Source organism: Streptomyces sp. NPDC041122 (assembly GCF_055592445.1).
The window spans coordinates 120,339-140,698 of the sequence record NZ_JBVIYQ010000007.1; the positions used below are offsets into that span (position 1 = coordinate 120,339).

Genomic DNA, 20,360 nt, shown 5'->3' on the forward strand with positions numbered 1-20,360 from the left:
ATGTCCGATCGGTTCGCTCAGTCCGCTCAGTCCGACCAGCCCATTCGGTCTGCTCCGTTCACCCCCTCCGCTCACGAGGCCGGATCCGCCGATGCCGCCATCGAGTCCGTCGTCGCCCGCCGGATCATCGACAGCCGGGGCAACCCCACGGTCGAGGTCGACGTGGTCCTCGCGGACGGCTCCCTGGGGCGCGCCGCCGTCCCCTCCGGAGCCTCCACCGGCGCCCGGGAAGCCGTGGAACTGCGCGACGGGGACTCCGCGCGCTGGCACGGCAAGGGCGTCGACCGCGCCGTGGCGCACGTCAACGAGGAGATCGCGGCGTCCGTACGCGGACGGGACGCGACGGACCAGGCGGGACTCGACGCCGCACTGATCGACCTCGACGGCACCCCCACGAAGTCCCGGCTCGGCGCCAACGCCGTCCTCGGCGTCTCCCTCGCCGCCGCCAAGGCCGCCGCGGCGTCCCACCGCCTGCCCCTCTACCGCCACCTCGGCGGCGCCGACGCCCACCTCCTGCCGCTGCCGATGATGAACATCGTCAACGGCGGCGCCCACGCCGACAATCCGCTGGACTTCCAGGAGTTCATGATCGCGCCCGTGGGCGCGGACACCTTCGCCGAAGCCGTCCGCATGGGCAGCGAGGTCTTCCACACCCTGCGCCAGGACCTGCTGAGCGCCGGGCACTCCACGGGCGTCGGCGACGAGGGCGGCTTCGCGCCCGCGCTGCGCACCGCCGAGGAGGCCCTCGACTTCGTGATGTCCGCCATCGAGCGCACCGGCTACCGCCCCGGCGCCGACATCGGCCTCGTCATGGACCCGGCGTCCTCGGAGTTCTTCCGCGACGGCGTGTACGAGTACGCGGGGGAGGGGGTGCGCCGCACGCCCTCCGAGCAGGCCGACTACCTGGCCGGGCTCATCGACGCCTACCCGGTCGTCTCCATCGAGGACCCGATGGCCGAGGACGACCTGGACGGCTGGCGCGAGCTGACCGCCCGCGTCGGCGACCGCTGCCAGCTCACCGGCGACGACGTCTTCTGCACCAACGAGACGCTGCTCCGCGAGGGCATCCGCACCGGCGTCGGCAACTCCGTCCTGGTCAAGGTCAACCAGATCGGCACCCTGACCGAGGCGCTCGCCGCCGTCGCCACGGCCCACGGGGCGGGCTGGACGGCCGTCATGTCGCACCGCTCGGGCGAGACGGAGGACACCACCATCGCGGACCTGGCGGTGGCGACCGGCTGCGGTCAGATCAAGACCGGTTCGCTCTCCCGCTCCGACCGCACCGCAAAGTACAACCAACTGATCCGGATCGAGGAGGAGTTGGGCGACGCGGCACGTTACGCGGGCCGAGCCGTGTTGCGGCGGGCCTGACCTCCTGGGGCCCTGCCCCCTCTCGGGGGCAGGGCTCGTGAGGCAGGCGCCTCCGTACGCGTACAGGTCCTCCCCATACGTCTCCGTACGAGCCCGTACGAGGAAGCCCCCGCTTTGATCTTCCCGCGACCGGGTAGCCGTCCGACATGGTCACCGACAACGCCGACAACGCCGACAATGCCGACAACGCCGACTCCCCGAGCGGCTACGTGCAGCCCGTCATCGACACCCAGGCCCTCGCCGAGCTGCTGGACGGCGAGTACGCCGAGGTCCGCCGCCTCGTCCGCACCAACCTGGTGGCGTACGCCGACGTCCTGGAAGAGGCGGAGCAGCTCGGCTTCGACGCGTTCCGCGAACGGGTGCGCGAGATCGTCGTCGAGATGGCGGCCACCGGCCAGACCGGGATGGGCTTCCCCAAGGAGTACGGCGGTGGCGGTGACATCGGCGCGTCGATCGCCGCGTTCGAGACGCTGGCCCTCGGTGATCTGTCGGTCCTGGTGAAGGTCGGCGTGCAGTTCGGGCTCTTCGGCGGCGCGATCCTGCAGCTCGGCACCGAGCGCCACCACGAGACCTATCTGCCGGACGTGGTCAGCGGGAAGCTGATGGGCTGCTTCGCGATGACCGAGACCGGACACGGCTCCAACGTCCAGGCGCTCGGCACGGTGGCCCGGTACGACGCCGGGACCCAGGAGTTCGTCATCACCACCGGCGGCGACCAGGCGCGCAAGGACTACATCGGCAACGCGGCCCGGCACGCCGAGCTGGCGGTCGTCTTCGCCCAGCTGGAGGTGGGCGAGGAGCGCCAGGGGGTGCACGCCTTCGTCGTACCGATCCGCGCCGGCGGGCAGCCCGCCCCCGGCGTACGGATCGAGGACGACGGCCGCAAGATGGGTCTCAACGGCGTGGACAACGGCCGCATCTGGTTCGACGGCGTGCGCGTCCCGCGCGAGGCACTGCTCAACCGGTTCGCGGACGTCACCGCGGAGGGCGTCTACCGGAGTCCGATCGACAACCCCGACCGCCGCTTCTTCACCATGCTCGGCACGCTCGTCCAGGGGCGGGTCAGCGTCGCGGGCGGCGCCGTCAACGCCGCCAAGGTGGCCCTGGCGATTGCCACCAAGTACGCGCTGCGGCGACGGCAGTTCGAAGCGGCGTCGGACTCCGAGGAGCAGGTGCTCCTCGACTACGGCATGCACCGGCGCCGGCTGCTCCCGCTCATCGCGCGCACCTACGCGCTGCATTTCGCGCAGGACGTCACGCGCACCCAGCTGCACGAGGTCTTCTCGGGCATCGCGGACGACGAGCGGGCCCGGCGTGAGCTGGAGGCGCGGGCCGCGGGCATCAAGGCGCTCGCCACCTGGCACGCGACGCGGACGATCCAGGAGTGCCGCGAGGCGTGCGGCGGCGCCGGCTATCTCGCCGTCAACCGGTTCGCCGCCCTCAAGGCCGACAGCGACGTCTTCGCGACGTTCGAGGGCGACAACCACGTGCTGCTGCAGCTGGTGGCCAAGGGCCTGCTCACGCACTACGCGAGCGAGTTCGAGAGCATGGACCAGCTCGGCATGGTCCGGTACGTCACGAACCTCGCCGTCGAGACGGTCATCGAGAAGTCCTCGGCGCACAAACTGCTCGAGCGGGTACGGGACCTGCTGCCCGGCGGCGACGAATGGGACCAGCAGGCGGGCCTCCTGGACTCGGAGTACCACCTCGCGATGCTCCGCTTCCGCGAAGAGCACATGCTGGCCGGTGCGGCGCGTCGGCTCAAGCGCGGGATGGACCAGGAGAACCACCCCGGCGTCGTCTTCTCACAGGTGCAGGACCACGTCATCGCGGTGGCCCACGCCCACGTCGAGCGGCTGGTCCTCGAGGCGTTCGTGGACAAGGTGGAGGGGTTGCCCGACGGCGACGAGAAGGTCGCCCTCGGGCTGCTGTGCGACCTCTACGCCCTCTCCGTCATCGAGGCGGACCGCGCCTGGTTCATGGAGCACGGCCGGCTGACCGTGCAGAGGTCCAAGGCGATCCGCCGCGAGGTGAACGACCTCTGTGCCAAGATCCGGCCCATCACGGCTGAGCTCGTCGACGCCTGGGGCATCCCGCAGGAGATGCTGCGCTCTCCCGACTTGGTGGGCTGACTTCCGGACTTCCGGACTTCGGGCGTCAGGACCTCCGGCCTCCGGACGTCCTGACTCCCTGCCGCTCGGAGCGGGTCAGCTGATGCGCGTGGCGACCGACGCGGAGTTGTTGCCGGTGTTGGTCTCGCGGCTGGTGGTGCCCGCTTCGCTGCGCAGGTGGACGGTGCCGCCGCCGTAGGAGGGGCCCTTGCCCGCGATGTCCAGGCGGACGGTCGCGCCCGGCTTGAGGTTGCCCAGATCGGCGATCAGGGAGCCGCCGGGGGTGTAGGTGGTGGCGCCCTGGCTGACCCGGTCGGCGACATGGGTGATGCCGTTGGGAAGCGTGGTGGAGAGACTGACCTTGTTCGCCGTGCTCTTGCCGATGTTGGTGACCACGACCTGCCAGACGCGTTCCTGGTGGTGGTCGATGTGCTGTGGACCCGTCGCGGTGACCTTCAGGTCCGCCCCGGCCTTCGCCCGGGGGTACTGGTAGTAGTCCTGGTTCCAGTGCCCGCCGATCCAGGCGTCGCCGTAGTGGCCGTCGTATCCGGAGGAGGGGGCGGGCGGCTTCGGCCCGGCGGGGGCGGCGGTGGCCGGGGCGGCCGAGGCGACGGCGAGAGCGGCTCCGGCGGCGACGAGAGCCGTGAGGGCACCGGCCGTGCGCCGGGTGCGTGAGGAGTACATCCGAGCGGACCTTCCATGAGGACGAGAGGGGGAAGCGCGCGTCGCTGAGCGCCTCTTCCATAAGAACAACACGGACACCTCACCCTTTTTGCTCCTGTAGGTCCCGTCCTGGCCGGTAGAAGGTCCCGCGTGTGCGCAGGCCGACAGGTCCCTCCCTCGACGGCGGGTCAACGCGTGTACAACCATCGGCCGCTTCCGCGTGTCTCGCAGGTGAACGACACCCGCGCGCACGCGTCTCGAGATCGCTCGCGCTCAAGGAGGAACCGTGGGCATCCGCCGACCCGCTCTGTCGACCGCCGTGGCCGCCGCCCTGATCGGCACGCTCGGCACACCGGCCGTCGCATCAACCGCGTCCGCGTCCGCGAAGGACGGTGCCGTCACCGTGCGCGAGGACTTCGACGGCGACGGCTACCAGGACGTCGCCGTCGCCGCGCCCGGCGCGACGGTCGGCGGCCATGTGTGGGCCGGTTACATCACGGTCAGCTACGGCTCGGCCCGGGGCCTCGACCCCGCCCGCACCACGGTCATCACCCAGGACACCCCGGGCGTGCCCGGCGACCCGGGCGACAACCAGGTCTTCGGCTACGCGATGGTCGCCCGCGACCTCGACGGCGACGGCCTGACCGACCTGGCGGCGGTCGCCCGCGGCTACCGGCCGGACGACAACGTCAGCGGATCGGTGATCGTCCTGTGGGGCCGTAAGACCGGCATCTCGGGCGAGGGCGCCGTCAGCGTCGCGGCACCGGAGAACGCCCAGGTCGGCGACGACCTCACGGCGGGCGACTTCGACGCCGACGGCCACCAGGACCTGTTCCTGCGCAACGGCGAGGACTACGACTACCACGACGTCCTGTACGGCCCCTTCACCCGGAGCGGCGCCCCCGCGCGCGACCAGCAGGTGCAGGTGTACAGCACCGACAACTCCATCAACTCGACGGCCACGGGCGACTTCAACGGCGACGGCATCGAGGACCTCGCGACCTTCTACGTCTACGAGAACCACGCCGAGGGCGGGAAGCTGTGGCTCGGCACCAAGACCGGTCTTTCCACGGTGCCGCAGCGGCTCAACTCCGCGTCCAGCACCGCCGTCGCCGACTTCGACCGGGACGGCTACGCCGACCTCGCCACGCGTATCTTCCCGGGCGGCGACACCGAGGGAACCGAGGAGGACTTCGGCACCGTCAAGATCTACTACGGTGCGGCGTCCGGGCCCAGCCAGACCCGTACACAGACGATCACGCAGAACACGGCGGGCGTGCCCGGAGTCAACGAGAAGGGCGACCAGTTCGGCGGCCGGCTGAGCGCCGGTGACGCGAACGGCGACGGTTATCCCGACCTGGCCGTGGGTGTCCCCGGTGAGGCGATCGGCACGAAGAAGAAGGCCGGCGCGGTGGTGCTGCTCAAGGGCGGCAGGAGCGGGCTGACCGGCAAGGACGCGCAGGCGTTCCACCAGGACACGGCGGGAGTGCCGGGTGTCGCGGAGTCCGGCGACGTGTTCGGCGCCTCGGTACGGCTGCTCGACATGACCGGCGACGCCAAGGCGGACCTCGTCGCGGGCGCACCGGGCGAGAACCTGGACTCCGTCGTGAACGGCGGCGCGGTGTGGCTGCTGCGGGGCGCCGCGGCCGGCCTGACGGCCGCGAACTCGACGGCGCGGAACCCGGAGGACATCGGCGCACCGGCGACGAAGGCCCGGTTCGGTGAGAACCTGAGTGGCGACAACGGGCCCGGAACGGTGTTCCCTTAACACCCATGACCCGCACGGTCATGACCCGCAGGCCGAACCCGTGACCCCACCGGTGACTCGCGAACGGCCCGCACTTATGTTGTGGCGATGCAGCCACAGCAGGATCCCGCCACCCCGCCCGTGACATCGCGCCCGCGCGGCCGCACCACCACCGCGGTCGTGTGGCTCGCGGCAGGCCTCCTGATCGGGGCCGGCGCGGTCGGAGCGGCCTGGGCGTCGGACGACGGCGGGGCGTCGGAGGAGAGCGGCGGAGCCGCCGCGGGCGACGCCCGCGGCGCGTGCCGGGCTCTCGACGGATTCGACGAGGCGAAGTACACCGACAAGGGACCGGCCGGCGAAATCGCCCTGAACCGATACGCCGCGGCCGGCGCGTTGTCCGCGTCGGCCGCGGCGGGCGACGCGCGCTACAAGCCGCTGGCCCGGGCGATACGCCGCTCGCAGGAGCGCCACGCCAGGACGTTCCGCTTCGACACGACGGCGAAGCGGGATCTGCACAAGGCCCGCGGTTACTGCCGGGACCTGTAGTCCTGCCGAGCGGTGCAGCCGACGACCGGAGCGCCCTCCCGTACGGGCCACGGGAGGGCGTCACCAGGATCAGACCTCGCGGACGACGACCACCGGGCAGGTCGCGAGGTGCACGCAGTGCTGGCTCACCGACCCGAGCAGCGCCTGGGTGAAGGCGCCGTGCCCGCGGTTGCCCACCACGAGCAGCTCGGCTTCGCGCGACGCGGTGATCAGAGCCGCGGCCGGGTTTCCGTCCAACACCCTCGTGCGGATCTCGACTCCCGGCTCGTCCTTGCTGACCTCTGCCACCACTTCGTCGAGAGTCTTGCCGAAGGCGCTCTCGAAGTCGTCGGGCAGCGGCAGCGGAGGCCAACCAGGGGCCGTCGGATAGCTCCAGGCGATCACGGCCTCCACGATCTCGTGCGTCAGCCGGGCCTGTCGCACCGCCCACCGCAGCGCGGCTCGGGACGGGAGGGAACCGTCGACGCCGACCACGATCTTGCGCTGACCGGTGCGGGGGAGAACCATGTTGGTCCCTTTCGGGGATCGGGGCCTCAGGAGGCCGCTCGACGGTGAACCGGCATGGAATCGGCGGCCCGGAGCCGGGCGCCCCGGCCGGTCACCAGGCGTAGACGCGGGTGATGATCTGGGTGCGGGCCACCTGTTCGGGGCCCGGGTACGTCACCAGCACCGGTATCCCGCTGGGGTCGCGCCCCTCCACCCAGGTGAAGCCCGCGTCCTTGTGCGTGGAGATGTGGGCGTTGCGGACCTTGAGCATCCGTTCGCATCGGTGCAGGGAGGTCTCGCTCGGAGCGGTCCACATGAGGCACGGGGTGCCGATGCCTCCGGTGGCGTGCGGTGCGTGCCGGCCCACCGACCGCACGTAGAGCTGTGACCCCTCGCCGCTGACCAGGAGCGCGGCGTCGTCGGCGCTGACGGCGACCTCCAGGCCGAGCAAGTCGCGGTAGAACTCCACCGATGGCGCCAGGTCGTTGACGTACAGGACGGCCGAGGCGAGCCGCATGCCGTGGTGCGGCGGCGGGATGCCCTGAATCCCGGGCCGCGTCAGGTCGTCGGGAGAGGGGTGCTGGTCTGGTTCGGTTCGCATGGCGGACTCCGTGATGCTGGGTGCGGGCGTCCCGAGACCTGTTGCCGCCGCGGCGGGAGGCCGGCGGGTCAGGCCGGTGCCGGTCCACAGCCGCCGCGGGCCCGTCCGGCGCGGACCGGGACACCGGACGCCCGCGACGGCTGTGATGTCCTGCGGGACGGCGGTTTCACCGGCGGAACCGCACCTGCGTGCGCAGCAGCCGTTCCGCCGACCGGCAGGCATCTACATGCGCAGCAGCCGTTCCGCGGTCTCCCTGTACTGCTGCAGCGCTTGACGCAGTTCCTCGGTCTGCACCTCGACACCCTGCCCCGGGCCCTGCCAGCCCGTGCGCAGGACGCGGCGTCGCTCCGTGAGGGCCTCGGTCAGCTGGGTGACCGTCTCCTCGAAGACGCCGTCGGCCTCCTCCACGGCTTGGCGCGGGCTCTCCACGAAGGTGTTGAGGGCCTGCTGGAGCCGCGCGGTGAGCTTGTCCCGCTCGCCCCGCGCCAACAGCGCGGGGCCCGGGGCCCGGGTGGAGTCGTCGGTGCCGGGAGCCTGCCCGCCGGCCGGGCGGGCGGACTCGTGAAGGGGTTCCTGCAGGGCGTGTTGCTCGGCGAGGTTCGGGCTGCCGCTCGCAGGCTGCCGTGCGCGTTCCCGGTCGTACATCATGCTGTGCCACTTCCCTTCGCGTGGCGCGGGCTCTGTGCCCACGGCCCGTGGCTGCGGTCATCGGGGGACTGCGGGTGGTGCCGACGGGAACCGGTCGACTGATCGGCGACGAGCGCCTCGAAGAGGCTGCGGGACTCGACCATGGCCTCCCGCATCTCCTCGGTGCTGCTCAGGCCGCGTGCGGCCGTGTGCAGGCTGCGGTACCCGTGGATCTCGTGGGCGTGGTGGACGGAGAGCGCGGCGAACTGGTCGTCGATGCGTTCGGTGCCCGGGTATCCCCGGTCCTTGGCGAGCCGTGCGAGGAGCGCGTCCGCTTCGGCGACGGCCGTCCGGGGCGAGCTCACGAACTGCTCCTGGAGGTCGGCCCATTGGGCCACGTAGTGTGCACGGGCTCCGGAGGGCAGCGACTGCTCGCGGAGGGAGTGGTGGCGGTCGACGCGCTCGCCGAGTTCCCGTTCGGCCGACCTGACGTCGCCGTCGTGGCGGTCGACGGCCCGCTGGTACTCGGGGCCGAAACGCTGTGGCAGGCCGCTCCTGCCGCCTTTGCCGCCCCCGGACGGCCGGGTGCGGCCGATGAGGAGGAGGACGCCCGCCGTGATCGCGACCGCACCGATGATCACTACGGCGATCATGGCTGCCCTCTCCGGGTCGAGCCCTGTGCGTTGCTCAGCTTCATGTGTCTCAACCTCGTGTAACCGCTGTGGAGTTGTGCCCTGCCGGGATCAGCGGCGGAAGGCGTCCTTCGCCTTGTCACCGGACTGCTTGAGGTTTCCGGACACCCGGTCGGTCCTGCCCTCGCGCTGCAGTCGCCTGTTCCGGGTGTTGCGGCCGATCCGCTCGGTGATGCGGCCCTTGAGGGTCTGGGCCTTGTTCCTGAACTTGTCTCCAGCACTCATGGCTGTCCTCAGGTCGTCCATCGGATGAATTCGGTGCCGTGTCGCCGGCGGTCCGACTGCGGTCGCGACCCATCCGAAGCAGGATGGTGCCGCCGAAGCCGGAGATCACCGGGACCAGTAGACGATAAGGAGAATCCACGTGAGCATCGCCGGGACTCCAGATCGCGCGGAGTGGTTCCTGTCATCCGCGGGGTCCGGGCGAAGCGGGAGGGCGACATGCGTTTCCGGATGATCCGGATCGGCACGGCCCTGCGCCGTGTCGCCAGTCAACGCCCGGGAACGTCCGCTGTCAATGTCCATCGGGGCGCGTGGGGTCGGTGGTCGGGCGTGGGATGACTGAGGTCTCCGCAACCGTGACGGCGTCTGCCGGTTCGGCCGGAGGCAGCATGCGGTCCTCCCACCAGGACAGTCCCATCAGGGTGGCGAGCAGGACGAAGGGAACGAGAGCGACCAGCGCGTACATCTGTACCGCCTGCTCTGTGTACGCGTGCGGCGGTGCGGGCGCCGGATCGAGTGCCCGCGCGGGGCGCTTCGGGCCTGGGCCGGAATCGCGGTCCGGTGGCGGCGCAGGCGAGGGCGGCAATACGCCGGGTGCGGCGGACGCGGGCCCCGAGGCGCAAGGTGCGCCCTGAGGCGCGACAACCAGCGATGCGGCCGGGGGCCGGGGCGGCATCGTGCACCTTAACCCCGACCACGTGCGGTGAACAGGGGCGGAGGCAGGGGCGGCGGGCGGACCTCACCGCCGGGGGCGTCAACCGGCCATCAGTGTCGCGCGCCGCGGTGCCGGGGCTGGGCGTATCCACTGCCGCTCGACGGGATTACGCTCCGGAGTGAGGCCCGAGACCCCGGCAGCGACGCCCTGTTCCGCTCCGAAAGGCCCACCGTGACCATCTTGTTCGTCATCCTCATCGTGGCTCTCTTCTGCCTCGGCTTCCTCAACGCTCTGTGGTGGGCCGCCGCGGCCGCGCTCATCTTCGCCGCCGTGTACTACGGCCGCGGACAAGGGGGCAGCCGGCGGCGACGCGACGCATTCGAGTACCGCGACTACCGGGAGGACCGCGACCGGGCACACCGCTGGGACCGTCGCTACCGACGGCAGCGACGGGGGCTCTGGCGGCGGCAGAACCGTCGCGACGAGCTGCACGACGGCTGACCGCCGGGAGTCTCCGGAGCCCGCGGTGCTGGACGCGTCGAACGCTCTGCCGGGGCGTCGGGCCGCGCGCCGAGGTGCGTGGGAATCGTGAAGAGTTGGCCCAAGATCCTCGGGATTCGGTCACGTGAGCGCAAAACTCGGAGGGCTCACTCGGCGCTTCGAACAGGTCGGGCGCCGACCCTTGCGATGGGAGACCGATCAACGATGTTCACTCTGGTACGGAGCAGAGTGCGGACCGCCGCGCTCGCCCTCTCGGCCGTCGCGGCCCTCGCCGTCGGTGCGACCGGCACGAGCGGCGCGGCAGCGGCCCCCGCTTCCACCCCCACCCCCGTTTCCGCGAAACAGGGGCCGACCTCGGTGGCGTACGTCGAGGTGAACAACAACAGCATGCTGAACGTCGGCAAGTACACGCTCGCCAACGGCGGCGGCAACGTCTTCGACGTCGCCGTGATCTTCGCGGCGAACATCAACTACGACACCGGCAAGAAGGCGGCGTATCTGCACTTCAACGAGAACGTGCAACGCGTGCTCGACAACGCCGCCACGGAGATACGGCCGTTGCAGCAGAAGGGGATCAAGGTCGTCCTCTCGGTGCTCGGCAACCACCAGGGCGCGGGCTTCGCCAACTTCCCGTCCCGGCAGGCCGCTTCGACGTTCGCCAAGCAGCTGTCGGACACCGTGGCCAAGTACAAGCTCGACGGCATCGACTTCGACGACGAGTACGCCGAGTACGGCAACAACGGCACCGGCCGGCCCAACGCCAGTTCGTTCGTGCACCTGGTGACGGCGCTGCGCGCGAACATGCCGGGCAAGATCATCAGCCTCTACAACATCGGCCCGGCCGCGTCCCGCCTCTCCTACGGTGGCGTCGACGTCTCGTCCACGTTCGACTACGCGTGGAACCCGTACTACGGCTCCTGGCAGGTCCCCGGCATCTCCCTGCCCAAGTCGAAGCTGTCGCCCGCGGCCGTCGAGATCGGCGGGACGTCGCGGGGCACGGTCGCCGACCTCGCCCGCCGCACGGTCGACGAGGGTTACGGCGTCTACCTGACGTACAACCTCGACGGCACCGATCGCAGCGCCGACGTCTCGGCGTTCACCAGGGAGTTGTACGGCAGTGACGCCGTCTACACCCGGTAGGGCGAGCGCGCGCGGCGGCGTGCGGTAGGAGTACGGAAGGTGCGGGCCGCGCCTCTGACAACGATGTCGGGGGCGCGACCGTCCTCTTTCCGGGTCGCTCACCGATCGGTGTCCGCGGCCCCGTCCGACCTCGGGAGCTCCACGGTGACGCGGAGTCCGCCCCCGGGGCGTGGGCTGAGGGTGAGGGTGCCGTCGTGCGCCTGCGTGATGGTCTGGACGATGGCCAGGCCCAGGCCGACGCCGGCCTGTTCGGTGTGGATGCGCTCGGTGCCGCGCCGGAAGGGTTCGGTGAGGGTCGTGACGTCCTCGGGGGCGAGCAGCTCGCCGGTGTTCTCGACGGTGAGCACCACGGTGCGCGGACCGACACCGGTGTGGACCCGGACGCTGCCGCCGTCGGGCAGATTGTGGACGATCGCGTTCTGGACGAGATTCGTGGTCAGTTGGAGCAGGAGCGTCGGCGATCCGGCGGTGGGGGCGACGTCGCCACCGGTTTCGAGGGTGAGGCCGTGCCGCTCCGCGAGGGGCAGGAGCGTCTCGACGGCTTCCTCCGCCAGCAGGGACAGGTCGACGTCCTCCCGGGCGAACGACCTCTGCTGGGCGCGGCTGAGCAGGAGCAGCGCCTCGGTGAGGTCGATGGCCCGGGTGTTGACGACGTGCAGGCGTTCGATGAGTTCACCGGTGTCCTGGTCCGGGTCGGTGCGGGCCACGTCGAGGAGGGACTTCGAGACCGCCAGCGGAGTGCGCAGCTCGTGGGAGGCGTTGGCCGCGAACCTCCGCTGTTCGGCGACATGCGCTTCGAGCCGCGCGAGCATCGTGTCGAAGGCGTCGGCGAGTTCGCGGAACTCGTCCCCCCGCCCCGGCAGTCGCACGCGGTGGGCGAGTGATCCGCTCGCGGCCAGGCGGGTGGCGTCCGTGATGCGGTTCAGGGGGGCGAGCATGCGACCGGCGAGGAGCCAGCCTCCTCCGAGGCCGAAGATCAACAGCAGCACCATCGTGACGCCCGCCATCGGCGCGAAGTCGCGTGCGACGGAGAGGGCGTAGCCGGGTCGGTAGACGATCGCCACGTGCTTCACACGGCTCAGGAACAGCCACCCCGCGACGAGCATCAGCGCGCCGGCCACCATCAGGAATCCGGTGTAGCTGAGGGTGAGTTTGAGGCGCACGCTCAGTCCGGGTCGTCTGTCCATGTCGTCCGCGCCCTGCACGGTCGTCACCGCCCTCCGCCGCCCTCACGGCTCCCGGGTTCTCGACGCTCCCCGGGTCCGGCACCGGGCGCCGGGGCGATGCGGTAGCCGACACCCGGCACCGTGGCGATGAGCCAGGGTTCGCCGAGCCGCTTGCGCAGGGCCGAGACCGTGATGCGTACGGCGTTGGTGAAGGGATCCGCGTTCGCGTCCCACGCGCGTTCCAGGAGGTCCTCGGCGCTGACGACACCGCCCTCGGCGGCGACGAGGACCTCGAGTACGGCGAACTGCTTCCTGGTGAGCGCGACGTAGCGGCCGTCCCGGTGGACCTCGCGGCGGAACGGGTCGAGGCGCAGCCCCGCGATCTCCCGCACGGGAGGCCTGGTGTGCGCCCGTCTGCGGTCGAGTGCCCTGAGCCTGAGGACGAGCTCCTGGAGTTCGAACGGTTTCGTGAGGTAGTCGTCGGCGCCGAGCCCGAACCCGGTGGCCTTGTCGTCGATGCGGTCGGCGGCGGTGAGCATCAGGATCGGTGTGCCGCTGCCGGAGGCGACGATGCGCGCGGCGACCTCGTCACCGGAGGGGCCCGGAATGTCGCGGTCGAGGACGGCGATGTCGTACGCGTTGACGCCCAGCAGCTCCAGGGCGGTGTCGCCGTCCCCCGCGAGGTCGGCCGCGATCGCCTCCAGACGCAGGCCGTCGCGGATCGCTTCCGCCAGATAGGGCTCGTCCTCGACGATCAGTACACGCATGGTCCGAGGCTACGAGCCGGGACATATCGGCGGCGTATCGAAATCCGCATACGGGGCGGCAACACCGGGCTGCCTTGACTGGCGGCATGACTCGTACACCACCTTCGGCACGGACCGGGGCCCGCGGCGGCCGCCGGGTTCAAAGGGCGGCGGTCGGCGGCCTCGTGGTCGTCGGCCTGCTGGCCGTCATGGCGGCGATCATGGCGTTCCTCGGCCCCCGGCTGTGGAACGCCTGGTCACCGGCGGCGTCCTCCTCCTCGTCGGCCTCGGGCCCGCCGCTCCCGAATGCGCCACGCGGTCAGCTGAGCGGCGGCGGCGGCGGCGGCCGGCTCGGCGAGGCCGACGGCGCCGTCTCCGGCGACGTGACGGTCTTCGACGACGAGATCCCGGCCGTGGCGAGGCTCGATGCGGACCTGCTCAAGGCTCTCCGTCGGGCCGCGACGGCGGCGAAGGACGACGGAGTCGACTTCTACGTCAACAGCGGCTGGCGCTCCCCGGCGTATCAGAGCCGGCTGCTTCGCGAGGCGGTTGCGGAGTACGGGTCGAAAGAGGAGGCCGCCCGCTGGGTGGCCACCCCGGAGACGTCCTCGCACGTGTCGGGCGACGCGGTCGACATCGGGCGCTCCGAGGCGACGGGCTGGCTGTCGCGGCACGGCGCCGCGTACGGGCTCTGCCAGATCTACGAGAACGAACCCTGGCACTACGAGATGCGCACGGGCGCCGTCTCGGCCGGGGGCGGTTGCCCGCGCAGGTACGCCGACGCGACGCAGGACCCGAGGATGCGGCGCTGAGCGCGGCGGCCGACGGGATGCCCGTGACGAACGGCGATCGACAGCCAACGGCCGCGAACGACGACGAACGACACCGAGGGACGACGAACGACAGTGAACGAGGGCGAACGATGACGCAGGTGGAGACGGCGGAGGCCGGACACGACGGCGTGGGGGAGACCGGAGCGACGGACACGGGTGGACCAGCCGCCGCCGCGACAGGCGCCGGCGCACGGGACACCGGCGCGACGGGCGCCGGAGCCGGTACGTCCCGCCGGGGGTGGCGGCGCCCGCTCGTCGCCCTCACCCGGTCGGGCCCCTGGAAGCGCGGCCTGGTGCTCGCGGCCCTCGCACTCGTCCTGGGTCTGCTCATGCTGCTGCACGCGCGGATCACGGACCGTGGCGGCATCGGCAGTCTGGTGGAGACGTTCCTGCCGTGGTTCGGTCTGTTCGTCCCGGTGCTGCTCGCCGCCGCGGCGTGGCGCCGCTCGGCCTCCGCGGTGATCGCGCTGGTGGTGCCGGCCGTGGCGTGGCTGCACCTCTTCGGCGGGCTGCTCGGCGACAAGTCCCACCAGGCCGGTGACCTCACCGTGGTCAGCCACAACGTCGGCGCCGAGAACCCCGACCCGGCCGGCGCCGCCCGTGACCTCGCCGCCTCCGGGGCGGACGTGCTGGCCCTGGAGGAGATCAGCGCGCAGGCCCGGGGCACGTATGAGAAGGAGCTGGCGAAGACGTACCCGCACCACACGGTTCAGGGCACGGTCGGGCTGTGGAGCAAGCGGCCGCTGTCGGAGATCCGCACGGTCGACGTCGCGATGCGGGGCATGGCCGGGCCGCTGGCGGAGCACCTGACGGCCGAGGAGAGGAAGGCCACGCCCCGGGCGCTGCGGGCCACGGTGGCCACGGACCGGGGGCCGCTCGCGGTGTACGTGGCGCATCTGGGGTCCGTACGCGTGAACCCCGGGTCGGGCTTCTCGACGCGTCAGCGGGACGACGGCGCGCGGTCACTGGCGAGGTCGATCGCCGCCGAGCGCAACGAACGGGTGGTGCTGCTCGGCGACCTGAACGGCACGGTGGACGACCGCGCCTTCGACGGGCTCACCTCGCGGTTGGATTCGGCCCAGGAGAAGGCCGGGGACGGCTTCGGGTTCAGCTGGCCAGCGAAGTTCCCGATGGCGCGGATCGACCAGATCCTGGTCAGGGGAGTGGAGCCGGCGAGCTCGTGGGTGCTGCCCGGCACCGGCAGCGACCACTTGCCGGTGGCGGCCGGCCTCGACTGGTGAGTCAGCTGGGCCCGGCGCCGCCGTCGCCGTTCAGCACGGCGCCGAACGCCTCGATCGTGCGGCGGCGCGCGGTGAAGAAGGCGAGCCAGCTGCCGTCCGCGTAGTGCACCCGGAAGCGGGCCATGAGCTGCAGGCGCCGACGGCGCTCCACCCGGGCGACCCAGGTGCGGGGGACCTCCCACAGGGGAGCGCCGTCGTGCACCCCCACGAGGCCGACCCGCTGGTCCGTCACCCGCATCAGCAGCGCGCCGGACGCGGGCGGCATGGCCGCGGCGATGCTCTGCGCACCGCCGGACTCGGCCCCGTACCGGTGCATCAGATGGTCACCGAGCATGCCGCCGACCTTGCCGTGCTTGCCGTACTTGATCTTGACACCCTCGGCGCCCTTCACCGGGACGACGACGCCGTACGCGAGGAGCTGCTCGCCCGGTGCCAACTGACTGAGGGCGGACTGCTGTTGGACGGACAGGACTTCGGTCATGGCGGTGCTTCCCCGTGATCTCATTGACTCCGACGGAAGATCGTATAGGCCGGAGTTCCGATGGCGGACGGCGCCCCCGCGGGTCCGGTGGCCCGGAGCTGACCTCTTGACCTGGCCGTCCCCGGCCCACTAACTTTCGGTAGCCACTGACCCCCGACGCCCGGAAGGAGGCGACCGGCGGATGTACACCAGCTCTGATCTCGGTCGTCTCGCCCAGTGCACCGCCTGGGTGCCGGGCCGGATCGCGCACGGCTGCTGAACGGGCCGCGCCCCTCGCGGCTGCTGAGCGCGCCGTATCGAACGGGCGCTGAGCGAGCCGTTCCGCTGTTCACCTCTGCGGCACACCCAAGGCTCCGCCGGGTTCCCCGGGCTCCAGCGGCTCTCATCCCGGCCACCCGGCGCTCCTAGGGCTCCCGGTCCCTACGGGCCACCCGCCTCCTCCTGCGGTACGCCGTCCTCGCGTGCCGTTCCGCGCCGCTCCCTGCCCCGCGGCGCGTCCGGACACAGAAAGTCTTCCGACCTTGGCGAACACCATGAACCGACCGATCACGCACCGCATCGAAGGCCCGTCATGACAGAAGCGCGGATCACCGTCAACGGCAAAGAAACGCCGATCTTCCCCGCCACGCCCCACACCACGGCACTGGACTTCCTGCGCGAGCGCGGCCTCACCGGCACCAAGGAGGGTTGCGCCGAGGGGGAGTGCGGCGCCTGCTCGGTCCTGGTGGCCCGGCCCGGCGTGCACAAGCCCACCGACTGGGTGGCGGTCAACGCCTGTCTGGTCCCGGTCGCGGCGCTCGACGGCCAGGAGGTCGTCACCTCCGAGGGACTCGCCACCGGTGGCGAGGCCGGCACGCCGCCCGTCCTGCACCCGGTGCAGGAGGAGATGGCGGTGCGCGGCGGCTCCCAATGCGGCTACTGCACACCGGGGTTCATCTGCAGCATGGCCGCCGAGTACTACCGGCCCACCCGCTGCGCCCACGCCGACACGGACCGGGCGGAGGACGCGCAGCACGCGGAGCACGCGGAGCACGCAGAGCAGGCCGACGCCGAACACGGCCCGAACGGCTTCGACTTGCACGCGCTGAGCGGGAACCTGTGCCGCTGCACCGGCTACCGGCCCATCCGTGACGCCGCGTTCGCCGTCGGGACGCCCACCGAGGACGACCCGCTCGCGCTCCGCCGCGAACAGGCACCCCCGGCTCCCGTCGCCACCGAGTACACCGGGGACGACGGCGTGTTCCTGCGCACCAACACCCTGGCCGAGACCCTCCGCCTGCTGCGCGAGCGCCCCGACGCGGTGATCGTGGCAGGCTCCACCGACTACGGCGTCGAGGTCAACATCCGCTCCCGCAGGGCGGATTGCGTGATCGCCGTCGACCGGCTGCCCGAACTGCGCAAGCTGCGCGTCGCGTCCGACCACATCGAGATCGGTGCCGCCCTGACGCTCACCGAGATCGAGCGCCGGCTCGACGGGGACGTACCGCTGCTCGCTGAACTCTTCCCGCAGTTCGCGTCCCGGCTCATCCGCAACGGCGCGACGCTCGGCGGCAACCTCGGCACCGGCTCGCCCATCGGCGACAGCCCGCCGGTGCTGCTCGCGCTGGAGGCGTCGGTGCTCCTCGCCGACGCCGACGGTGAGCGTGAGGTCCCGCTCGCGGAGTACTTCACCGGCTACCGGCAGAGCGTGCGCCGGACCGGCGAGCTGATCCGCGCGGTGCGTGTCCCGCTGCCCCTGTCGAAGGTCACGGCCTTCCACAAGATCGCCAAGCGGCGTTTCGACGACATCTCCAGCGTGGCCGTCGCCTTCGCGCTCGACATCGAGGACGGCGTCGTACGCAAGGCACGCATCGGTCTGGGCGGTGTCGCCGCCACCCCGATCCGCGCCCTCGCGGCCGAGGCCGCCCTGGAGGGCGAGGCGTGGACGGCCCGGACCGCCGAGGCCGCGGCCCAGGTCCTGCGGGCCCAGGGCACGCCGATGAACGACCATCGCGCCAGCGCCGGATACCGCTCCGCGATGCTGGGCCAGAGCCTGCTCAAGCTGTACGCGCAAACCACTGAGGCGGTGCCGTCATGAGCCAGTTGTCCGAGCGTCCCGAGAAGTCCGTCGTCGGCCTCCCGATGCCGCACGAGAGCGCGGTCCAGCACGTCACCGGCACCGCGCTGTACACCGACGACCTGGTGCACCGCACCAAGGACGTGCTGCACGCGTACCCCGTGCAGGTCATGAAGGCCCACGGCCGGATCACCGCGCTGCGCACCGCGCCCGCGCTGGCCGTGCCCGGCGTCGTCCGGGTGCTGACCGGCGCCGACGTGCCCGGCGTCAACGACGCGGGGATGAAGCACGACGAACCGCTCTTCCCCGACGTGGTCATGTTCCACGGCCACGCCGTCGCCTGGGTGCTCGGCGAGACCCTGGAGGCGGCACGGCTCGGCGCCGCCGCCGTCGAGGTGGAGCTCGACGAACTGCCCTGTGTGGTCACGCTGCAGGAGGCCATCGCCGCGAGCAGCTTCCACGGCGCGCGGCCCGTGATGGTGACCGGCGACGTCGACTCCGGCTTCGCCGACTCCGCGCACGTGTTCTCCGGCGAGCTGCACTTCTCCGACCAGGAGCACTTCTACCTGGAGACGCACGCGGCGCTCGCACACATCGATGAGGCCGAGCAGGTCTTCGTGCAGAGCAGCACCCAGCACCCCTCGGAGACCCAGGAGATCGTCGCGCACGTGCTCGGCCTGCACAGTCACGAGGTGACCGTGCAGTGTCTGCGGATGGGCGGCGGCTTCGGCGGCAAGGAGATGCAGCCGCACGGCTTCGCCGCCGTCGCCGCGCTCGGCGCCAAGCTGACGGGACGGCCGGTCCGGCTGCGGCTCAACCGCACCCAGGACCTCACCATGTCCGGCAAGCGGCACGGCTTCCACGCCGACTGGAAGATCGGCTTCGACGCCGACGGCCGCATCCGGGCCCTGGAGGCCACGCTCACCGCGGACGGCGGCTGGAGCCTGGACCTGTCCGAGCCGGTGGTGGCCCGCGCGCTGTGCCACATCGACAACACGTACTGGATCCCCAACGCCCGTGTCGCCGGCCGCATCGCCAAGACCAACAAGGTCTCCAACACCGCTTTCCGCGGCTTCGGCGGACCGCAGGGCATGCTCGTGATCGAGGACATCATGGGCCGCTGCGCCCCGCTCCTCGGCCTCGACCCCATGGAGCTGCGCGAGCGCAACTTCTACCGGGAGGGCCAGGTGACGCCCTACGGGCAGCCGGTCCGCCAGCACCGAAGGATCGCCGCCGTCTGGGAGAAGGTCCAGGAGAACGCCGGCATCGCCGACCGCAGGCGCGAGATCGCCGCGTTCAACGCCGCGCACCCGCACACCAAGCGGGCGCTCGCGGTCACCGGCATCAAGTTCGGGATCTCCTTCAACCTCACCGCCTTCAACCAGGGCGGCGCGCTGGTGCTGATCTACAAGGACGGCTCCGTCCTGATCAACCACGGCGGCACCGAGATGGGCCAGGGCCTGCACACCAAGATGCTCCAGGTGGCCGCGACCACCCTGGGCATCCCGCTGCACAAGGTGCGGCTGGCCCCGACGCGCACCGACAAGGTCCCCAACACCTCGGCCACCGCGGCGAGCGCGGGCGCGGACCTCAACGGCGCGGCGGTCAAGAACGCCTGCGAGCAGCTGCGCGAGCGGCTGCTGCAGGTGGCCGCGGTCCGGCTCGGTTCGAGCGCCGCGGACGTCCGCATCGCCGAGGGCGTCGCGCGCGCCCTGGGCAGCGACGCGGAGGTGGCCTGGGACGATCTGGTGCGGACCGCGTACTTCCAGCGGGTGCAGCTGTCGGCCGCCGGTTTCTACCGGACCGAGGGACTGCACTGGGACGCGAAGACCTTCCGGGGCTCGCCGTTCAAGTACTTCTCGCACGGCGCGGCCGCGGCCGAGGTCGAGGTGGACGGCTTCACCGGCGCGTACCGCATCCGGCGCGTGGACATCGTGCACGACGTCGGCGACAGCCTGTCGCCGATGATCGACGTCGGTCAGGTCGAGGGCGGGTTCGTGCAGGGCGCCGGCTGGCTGACCCTGGAGGACCTGCGCTGGGACACCGGCGAGGGGCCCGGCCGCGGCCGCCTCCTGACCCAGGCCGCCAGCACCTACAAGCTGCCGAGCTTCTCGGAGATGCCCGAGGAGCTGAACGTGACGCTGCTGGAGGACGCCACCGAGGAGGGCGCGGTCTACGGCTCCAAGGCGGTCGGCGAGCCCCCGCTGATGCTGGCGTTCTCGGTACGGGAAGCGCTCCGGCAGGCGGCCGGCGCTTTCGGTCCGGCCGGGGCGAGCGTCGAACTGGCCTCGCCCGCGACGCCGGAGGCGGTCTTCTGGGCGATCGAGAAGGTACGGGAGGACGGTGCCGCCCACGCGGGCGTGGCCGCCGACGGTGGCACGGGCACCGGGCGGGCCGCCGACGGCGCCCCCGGGAACGGCCGGGCCGCCGAGGGCACGCTCCGTACCGACGCGACAGCGTTGAACGGTGCCTGAC

At 71.6% G+C, this 20,360-nt stretch carries 19 protein-coding genes; 10 read left to right on the forward strand and 9 right to left on the reverse strand.

The genetic code is table 11. The annotated features are described in order from the left end of the window. Nucleotides 1-1,371, forward strand: a complete 1,371-nt coding sequence (gene eno, locus ACZ6B8_RS24890; RefSeq protein WP_471608677.1) for a phosphopyruvate hydratase — start codon at nucleotides 1-3, stop codon at nucleotides 1,369-1,371. 146 nt (nucleotides 1,372-1,517) lie between these two features. Continuing rightward, nucleotides 1,518-3,503 (forward strand): acyl-CoA dehydrogenase family protein, encoded by a 1,986-nt coding sequence (locus ACZ6B8_RS24895; RefSeq protein WP_471608678.1) that lies wholly within the window; start codon nucleotides 1,518-1,520, stop codon nucleotides 3,501-3,503. Between the two features lie 75 nt (nucleotides 3,504-3,578). Here the strand turns inward: ACZ6B8_RS24895 and ACZ6B8_RS24900 are convergent, their stop codons facing one another. Continuing rightward, nucleotides 3,579-4,166, reverse strand: coding sequence for a hypothetical protein (locus ACZ6B8_RS24900; protein WP_471608679.1), 588 nt, complete (start codon nucleotides 4,164-4,166; stop codon nucleotides 3,579-3,581). A 265-nt stretch (nucleotides 4,167-4,431) separates the two neighbouring features. Here ACZ6B8_RS24900 and ACZ6B8_RS24905 point away from each other — a divergent pair, with 265 nt between their 5' ends. Further along, nucleotides 4,432-5,913 carry an FG-GAP and VCBS repeat-containing protein gene (locus ACZ6B8_RS24905; RefSeq protein ID WP_471608680.1) on the forward strand — a complete coding sequence of 494 codons (1,482 nt, stop codon included), beginning with the start codon at nucleotides 4,432-4,434 and terminating at the stop codon, nucleotides 5,911-5,913. Between the two features lie 87 nt (nucleotides 5,914-6,000). Then, on the forward strand, nucleotides 6,001-6,438 hold the full coding sequence (locus ACZ6B8_RS24910) for a hypothetical protein (RefSeq protein WP_471608681.1): 438 nt from the start codon (nucleotides 6,001-6,003) through the stop codon (nucleotides 6,436-6,438). 69 nt (nucleotides 6,439-6,507) lie between these two features. Here the strand turns inward: ACZ6B8_RS24910 and ACZ6B8_RS24915 are convergent, their stop codons facing one another. From ACZ6B8_RS24915 to ACZ6B8_RS24935, 5 genes are all read right to left on the reverse strand, one after another. Next, the gene (locus tag ACZ6B8_RS24915; protein WP_471608682.1) at nucleotides 6,508-6,945 is read right to left on the reverse strand and encodes a universal stress protein; all 438 of its coding nucleotides are present in this window, start codon (nucleotides 6,943-6,945) and stop codon (nucleotides 6,508-6,510) included. Nucleotides 6,946-7,036: 91 nt separating this feature from the next. Further along, nucleotides 7,037-7,525 (reverse strand): VOC family protein, encoded by a 489-nt coding sequence (locus ACZ6B8_RS24920; protein ID WP_471071690.1) that lies wholly within the window; start codon nucleotides 7,523-7,525, stop codon nucleotides 7,037-7,039. Nucleotides 7,526-7,747: 222 nt separating this feature from the next. Next, nucleotides 7,748-8,173, reverse strand: coding sequence for a hypothetical protein (locus tag ACZ6B8_RS24925; RefSeq protein WP_471608683.1), 426 nt, complete (start codon nucleotides 8,171-8,173; stop codon nucleotides 7,748-7,750). Then, nucleotides 8,170-8,805: a hypothetical protein gene (locus ACZ6B8_RS24930; RefSeq protein ID WP_471071684.1), complete on the reverse strand. Its 636-nt coding sequence runs from the start codon at nucleotides 8,803-8,805 to the stop codon at nucleotides 8,170-8,172. The genes ACZ6B8_RS24925 and ACZ6B8_RS24930 overlap by 4 nt, the downstream gene beginning before the upstream one ends. A gap of 90 nt (nucleotides 8,806-8,895) precedes the next feature. Beyond that, nucleotides 8,896-9,069, reverse strand: coding sequence for a CsbD family protein (locus tag ACZ6B8_RS24935; protein ID WP_471071682.1), 174 nt, complete (start codon nucleotides 9,067-9,069; stop codon nucleotides 8,896-8,898). 883 nt (nucleotides 9,070-9,952) lie between these two features. Here ACZ6B8_RS24935 and ACZ6B8_RS24940 point away from each other — a divergent pair. Together ACZ6B8_RS24940 and ACZ6B8_RS24945 are read left to right on the forward strand one after the other, a co-directional pair. After that, nucleotides 9,953-10,222, forward strand: a complete 270-nt coding sequence (locus tag ACZ6B8_RS24940) for a hypothetical protein (protein ID WP_471608684.1) — start codon at nucleotides 9,953-9,955, stop codon at nucleotides 10,220-10,222. A 204-nt stretch (nucleotides 10,223-10,426) separates the two neighbouring features. Beyond that, nucleotides 10,427-11,362 carry an endo-beta-N-acetylglucosaminidase H gene (locus ACZ6B8_RS24945; protein ID WP_471071676.1) on the forward strand — a complete coding sequence of 312 codons (936 nt, stop codon included), beginning with the start codon at nucleotides 10,427-10,429 and terminating at the stop codon, nucleotides 11,360-11,362. Nucleotides 11,363-11,460: 98 nt separating this feature from the next. Here ACZ6B8_RS24945 and ACZ6B8_RS24950 read toward each other — a convergent pair whose 3' ends face one another. Both ACZ6B8_RS24950 and ACZ6B8_RS24955 read right to left on the reverse strand, forming a co-directional pair. Beyond that, nucleotides 11,461-12,549 carry a sensor histidine kinase gene (locus ACZ6B8_RS24950; protein WP_471608916.1) on the reverse strand — a complete coding sequence of 363 codons (1,089 nt, stop codon included), beginning with the start codon at nucleotides 12,547-12,549 and terminating at the stop codon, nucleotides 11,461-11,463. A gap of 23 nt (nucleotides 12,550-12,572) precedes the next feature. After that, nucleotides 12,573-13,295: a response regulator transcription factor gene (locus tag ACZ6B8_RS24955; RefSeq protein ID WP_471071673.1), complete on the reverse strand. Its 723-nt coding sequence runs from the start codon at nucleotides 13,293-13,295 to the stop codon at nucleotides 12,573-12,575. 86 nt (nucleotides 13,296-13,381) lie between these two features. Here ACZ6B8_RS24955 and ACZ6B8_RS24960 point away from each other — a divergent pair, with 86 nt between their 5' ends. Both ACZ6B8_RS24960 and ACZ6B8_RS24965 read left to right on the forward strand, forming a co-directional pair. Then, nucleotides 13,382-14,086: a M15 family metallopeptidase gene (locus ACZ6B8_RS24960; protein ID WP_471608685.1), complete on the forward strand. Its 705-nt coding sequence runs from the start codon at nucleotides 13,382-13,384 to the stop codon at nucleotides 14,084-14,086. A 110-nt stretch (nucleotides 14,087-14,196) separates the two neighbouring features. Then, on the forward strand, nucleotides 14,197-15,348 hold the full coding sequence (locus ACZ6B8_RS24965) for an endonuclease/exonuclease/phosphatase family protein (protein ID WP_471608686.1): 1,152 nt from the start codon (nucleotides 14,197-14,199) through the stop codon (nucleotides 15,346-15,348). 1 nt (nucleotide 15,349) lies between these two features. On the opposite strand, the gene ACZ6B8_RS24970 is transcribed toward ACZ6B8_RS24965, so the two are convergent. Further along, on the reverse strand, nucleotides 15,350-15,829 hold the full coding sequence (locus tag ACZ6B8_RS24970; RefSeq protein WP_471608687.1) for a hypothetical protein: 480 nt from the start codon (nucleotides 15,827-15,829) through the stop codon (nucleotides 15,350-15,352). A gap of 571 nt (nucleotides 15,830-16,400) precedes the next feature. Between ACZ6B8_RS24970 and ACZ6B8_RS24975 the strand changes: the two genes are divergently transcribed. After that, entirely contained in the window at nucleotides 16,401-17,906 is a 1,506-nt protein-coding gene (locus tag ACZ6B8_RS24975) for a xanthine dehydrogenase small subunit (protein ID WP_471608688.1), read from the forward strand. Further along, nucleotides 17,903-20,359 (forward strand): xanthine dehydrogenase molybdopterin binding subunit, encoded by a 2,457-nt coding sequence (gene xdhB / locus ACZ6B8_RS24980; protein WP_471071659.1) that lies wholly within the window; start codon nucleotides 17,903-17,905, stop codon nucleotides 20,357-20,359. The genes ACZ6B8_RS24975 and xdhB overlap by 4 nt, the downstream gene beginning before the upstream one ends. The last annotated feature ends 1 nt before the right edge of the window (nucleotide 20,360 follow it).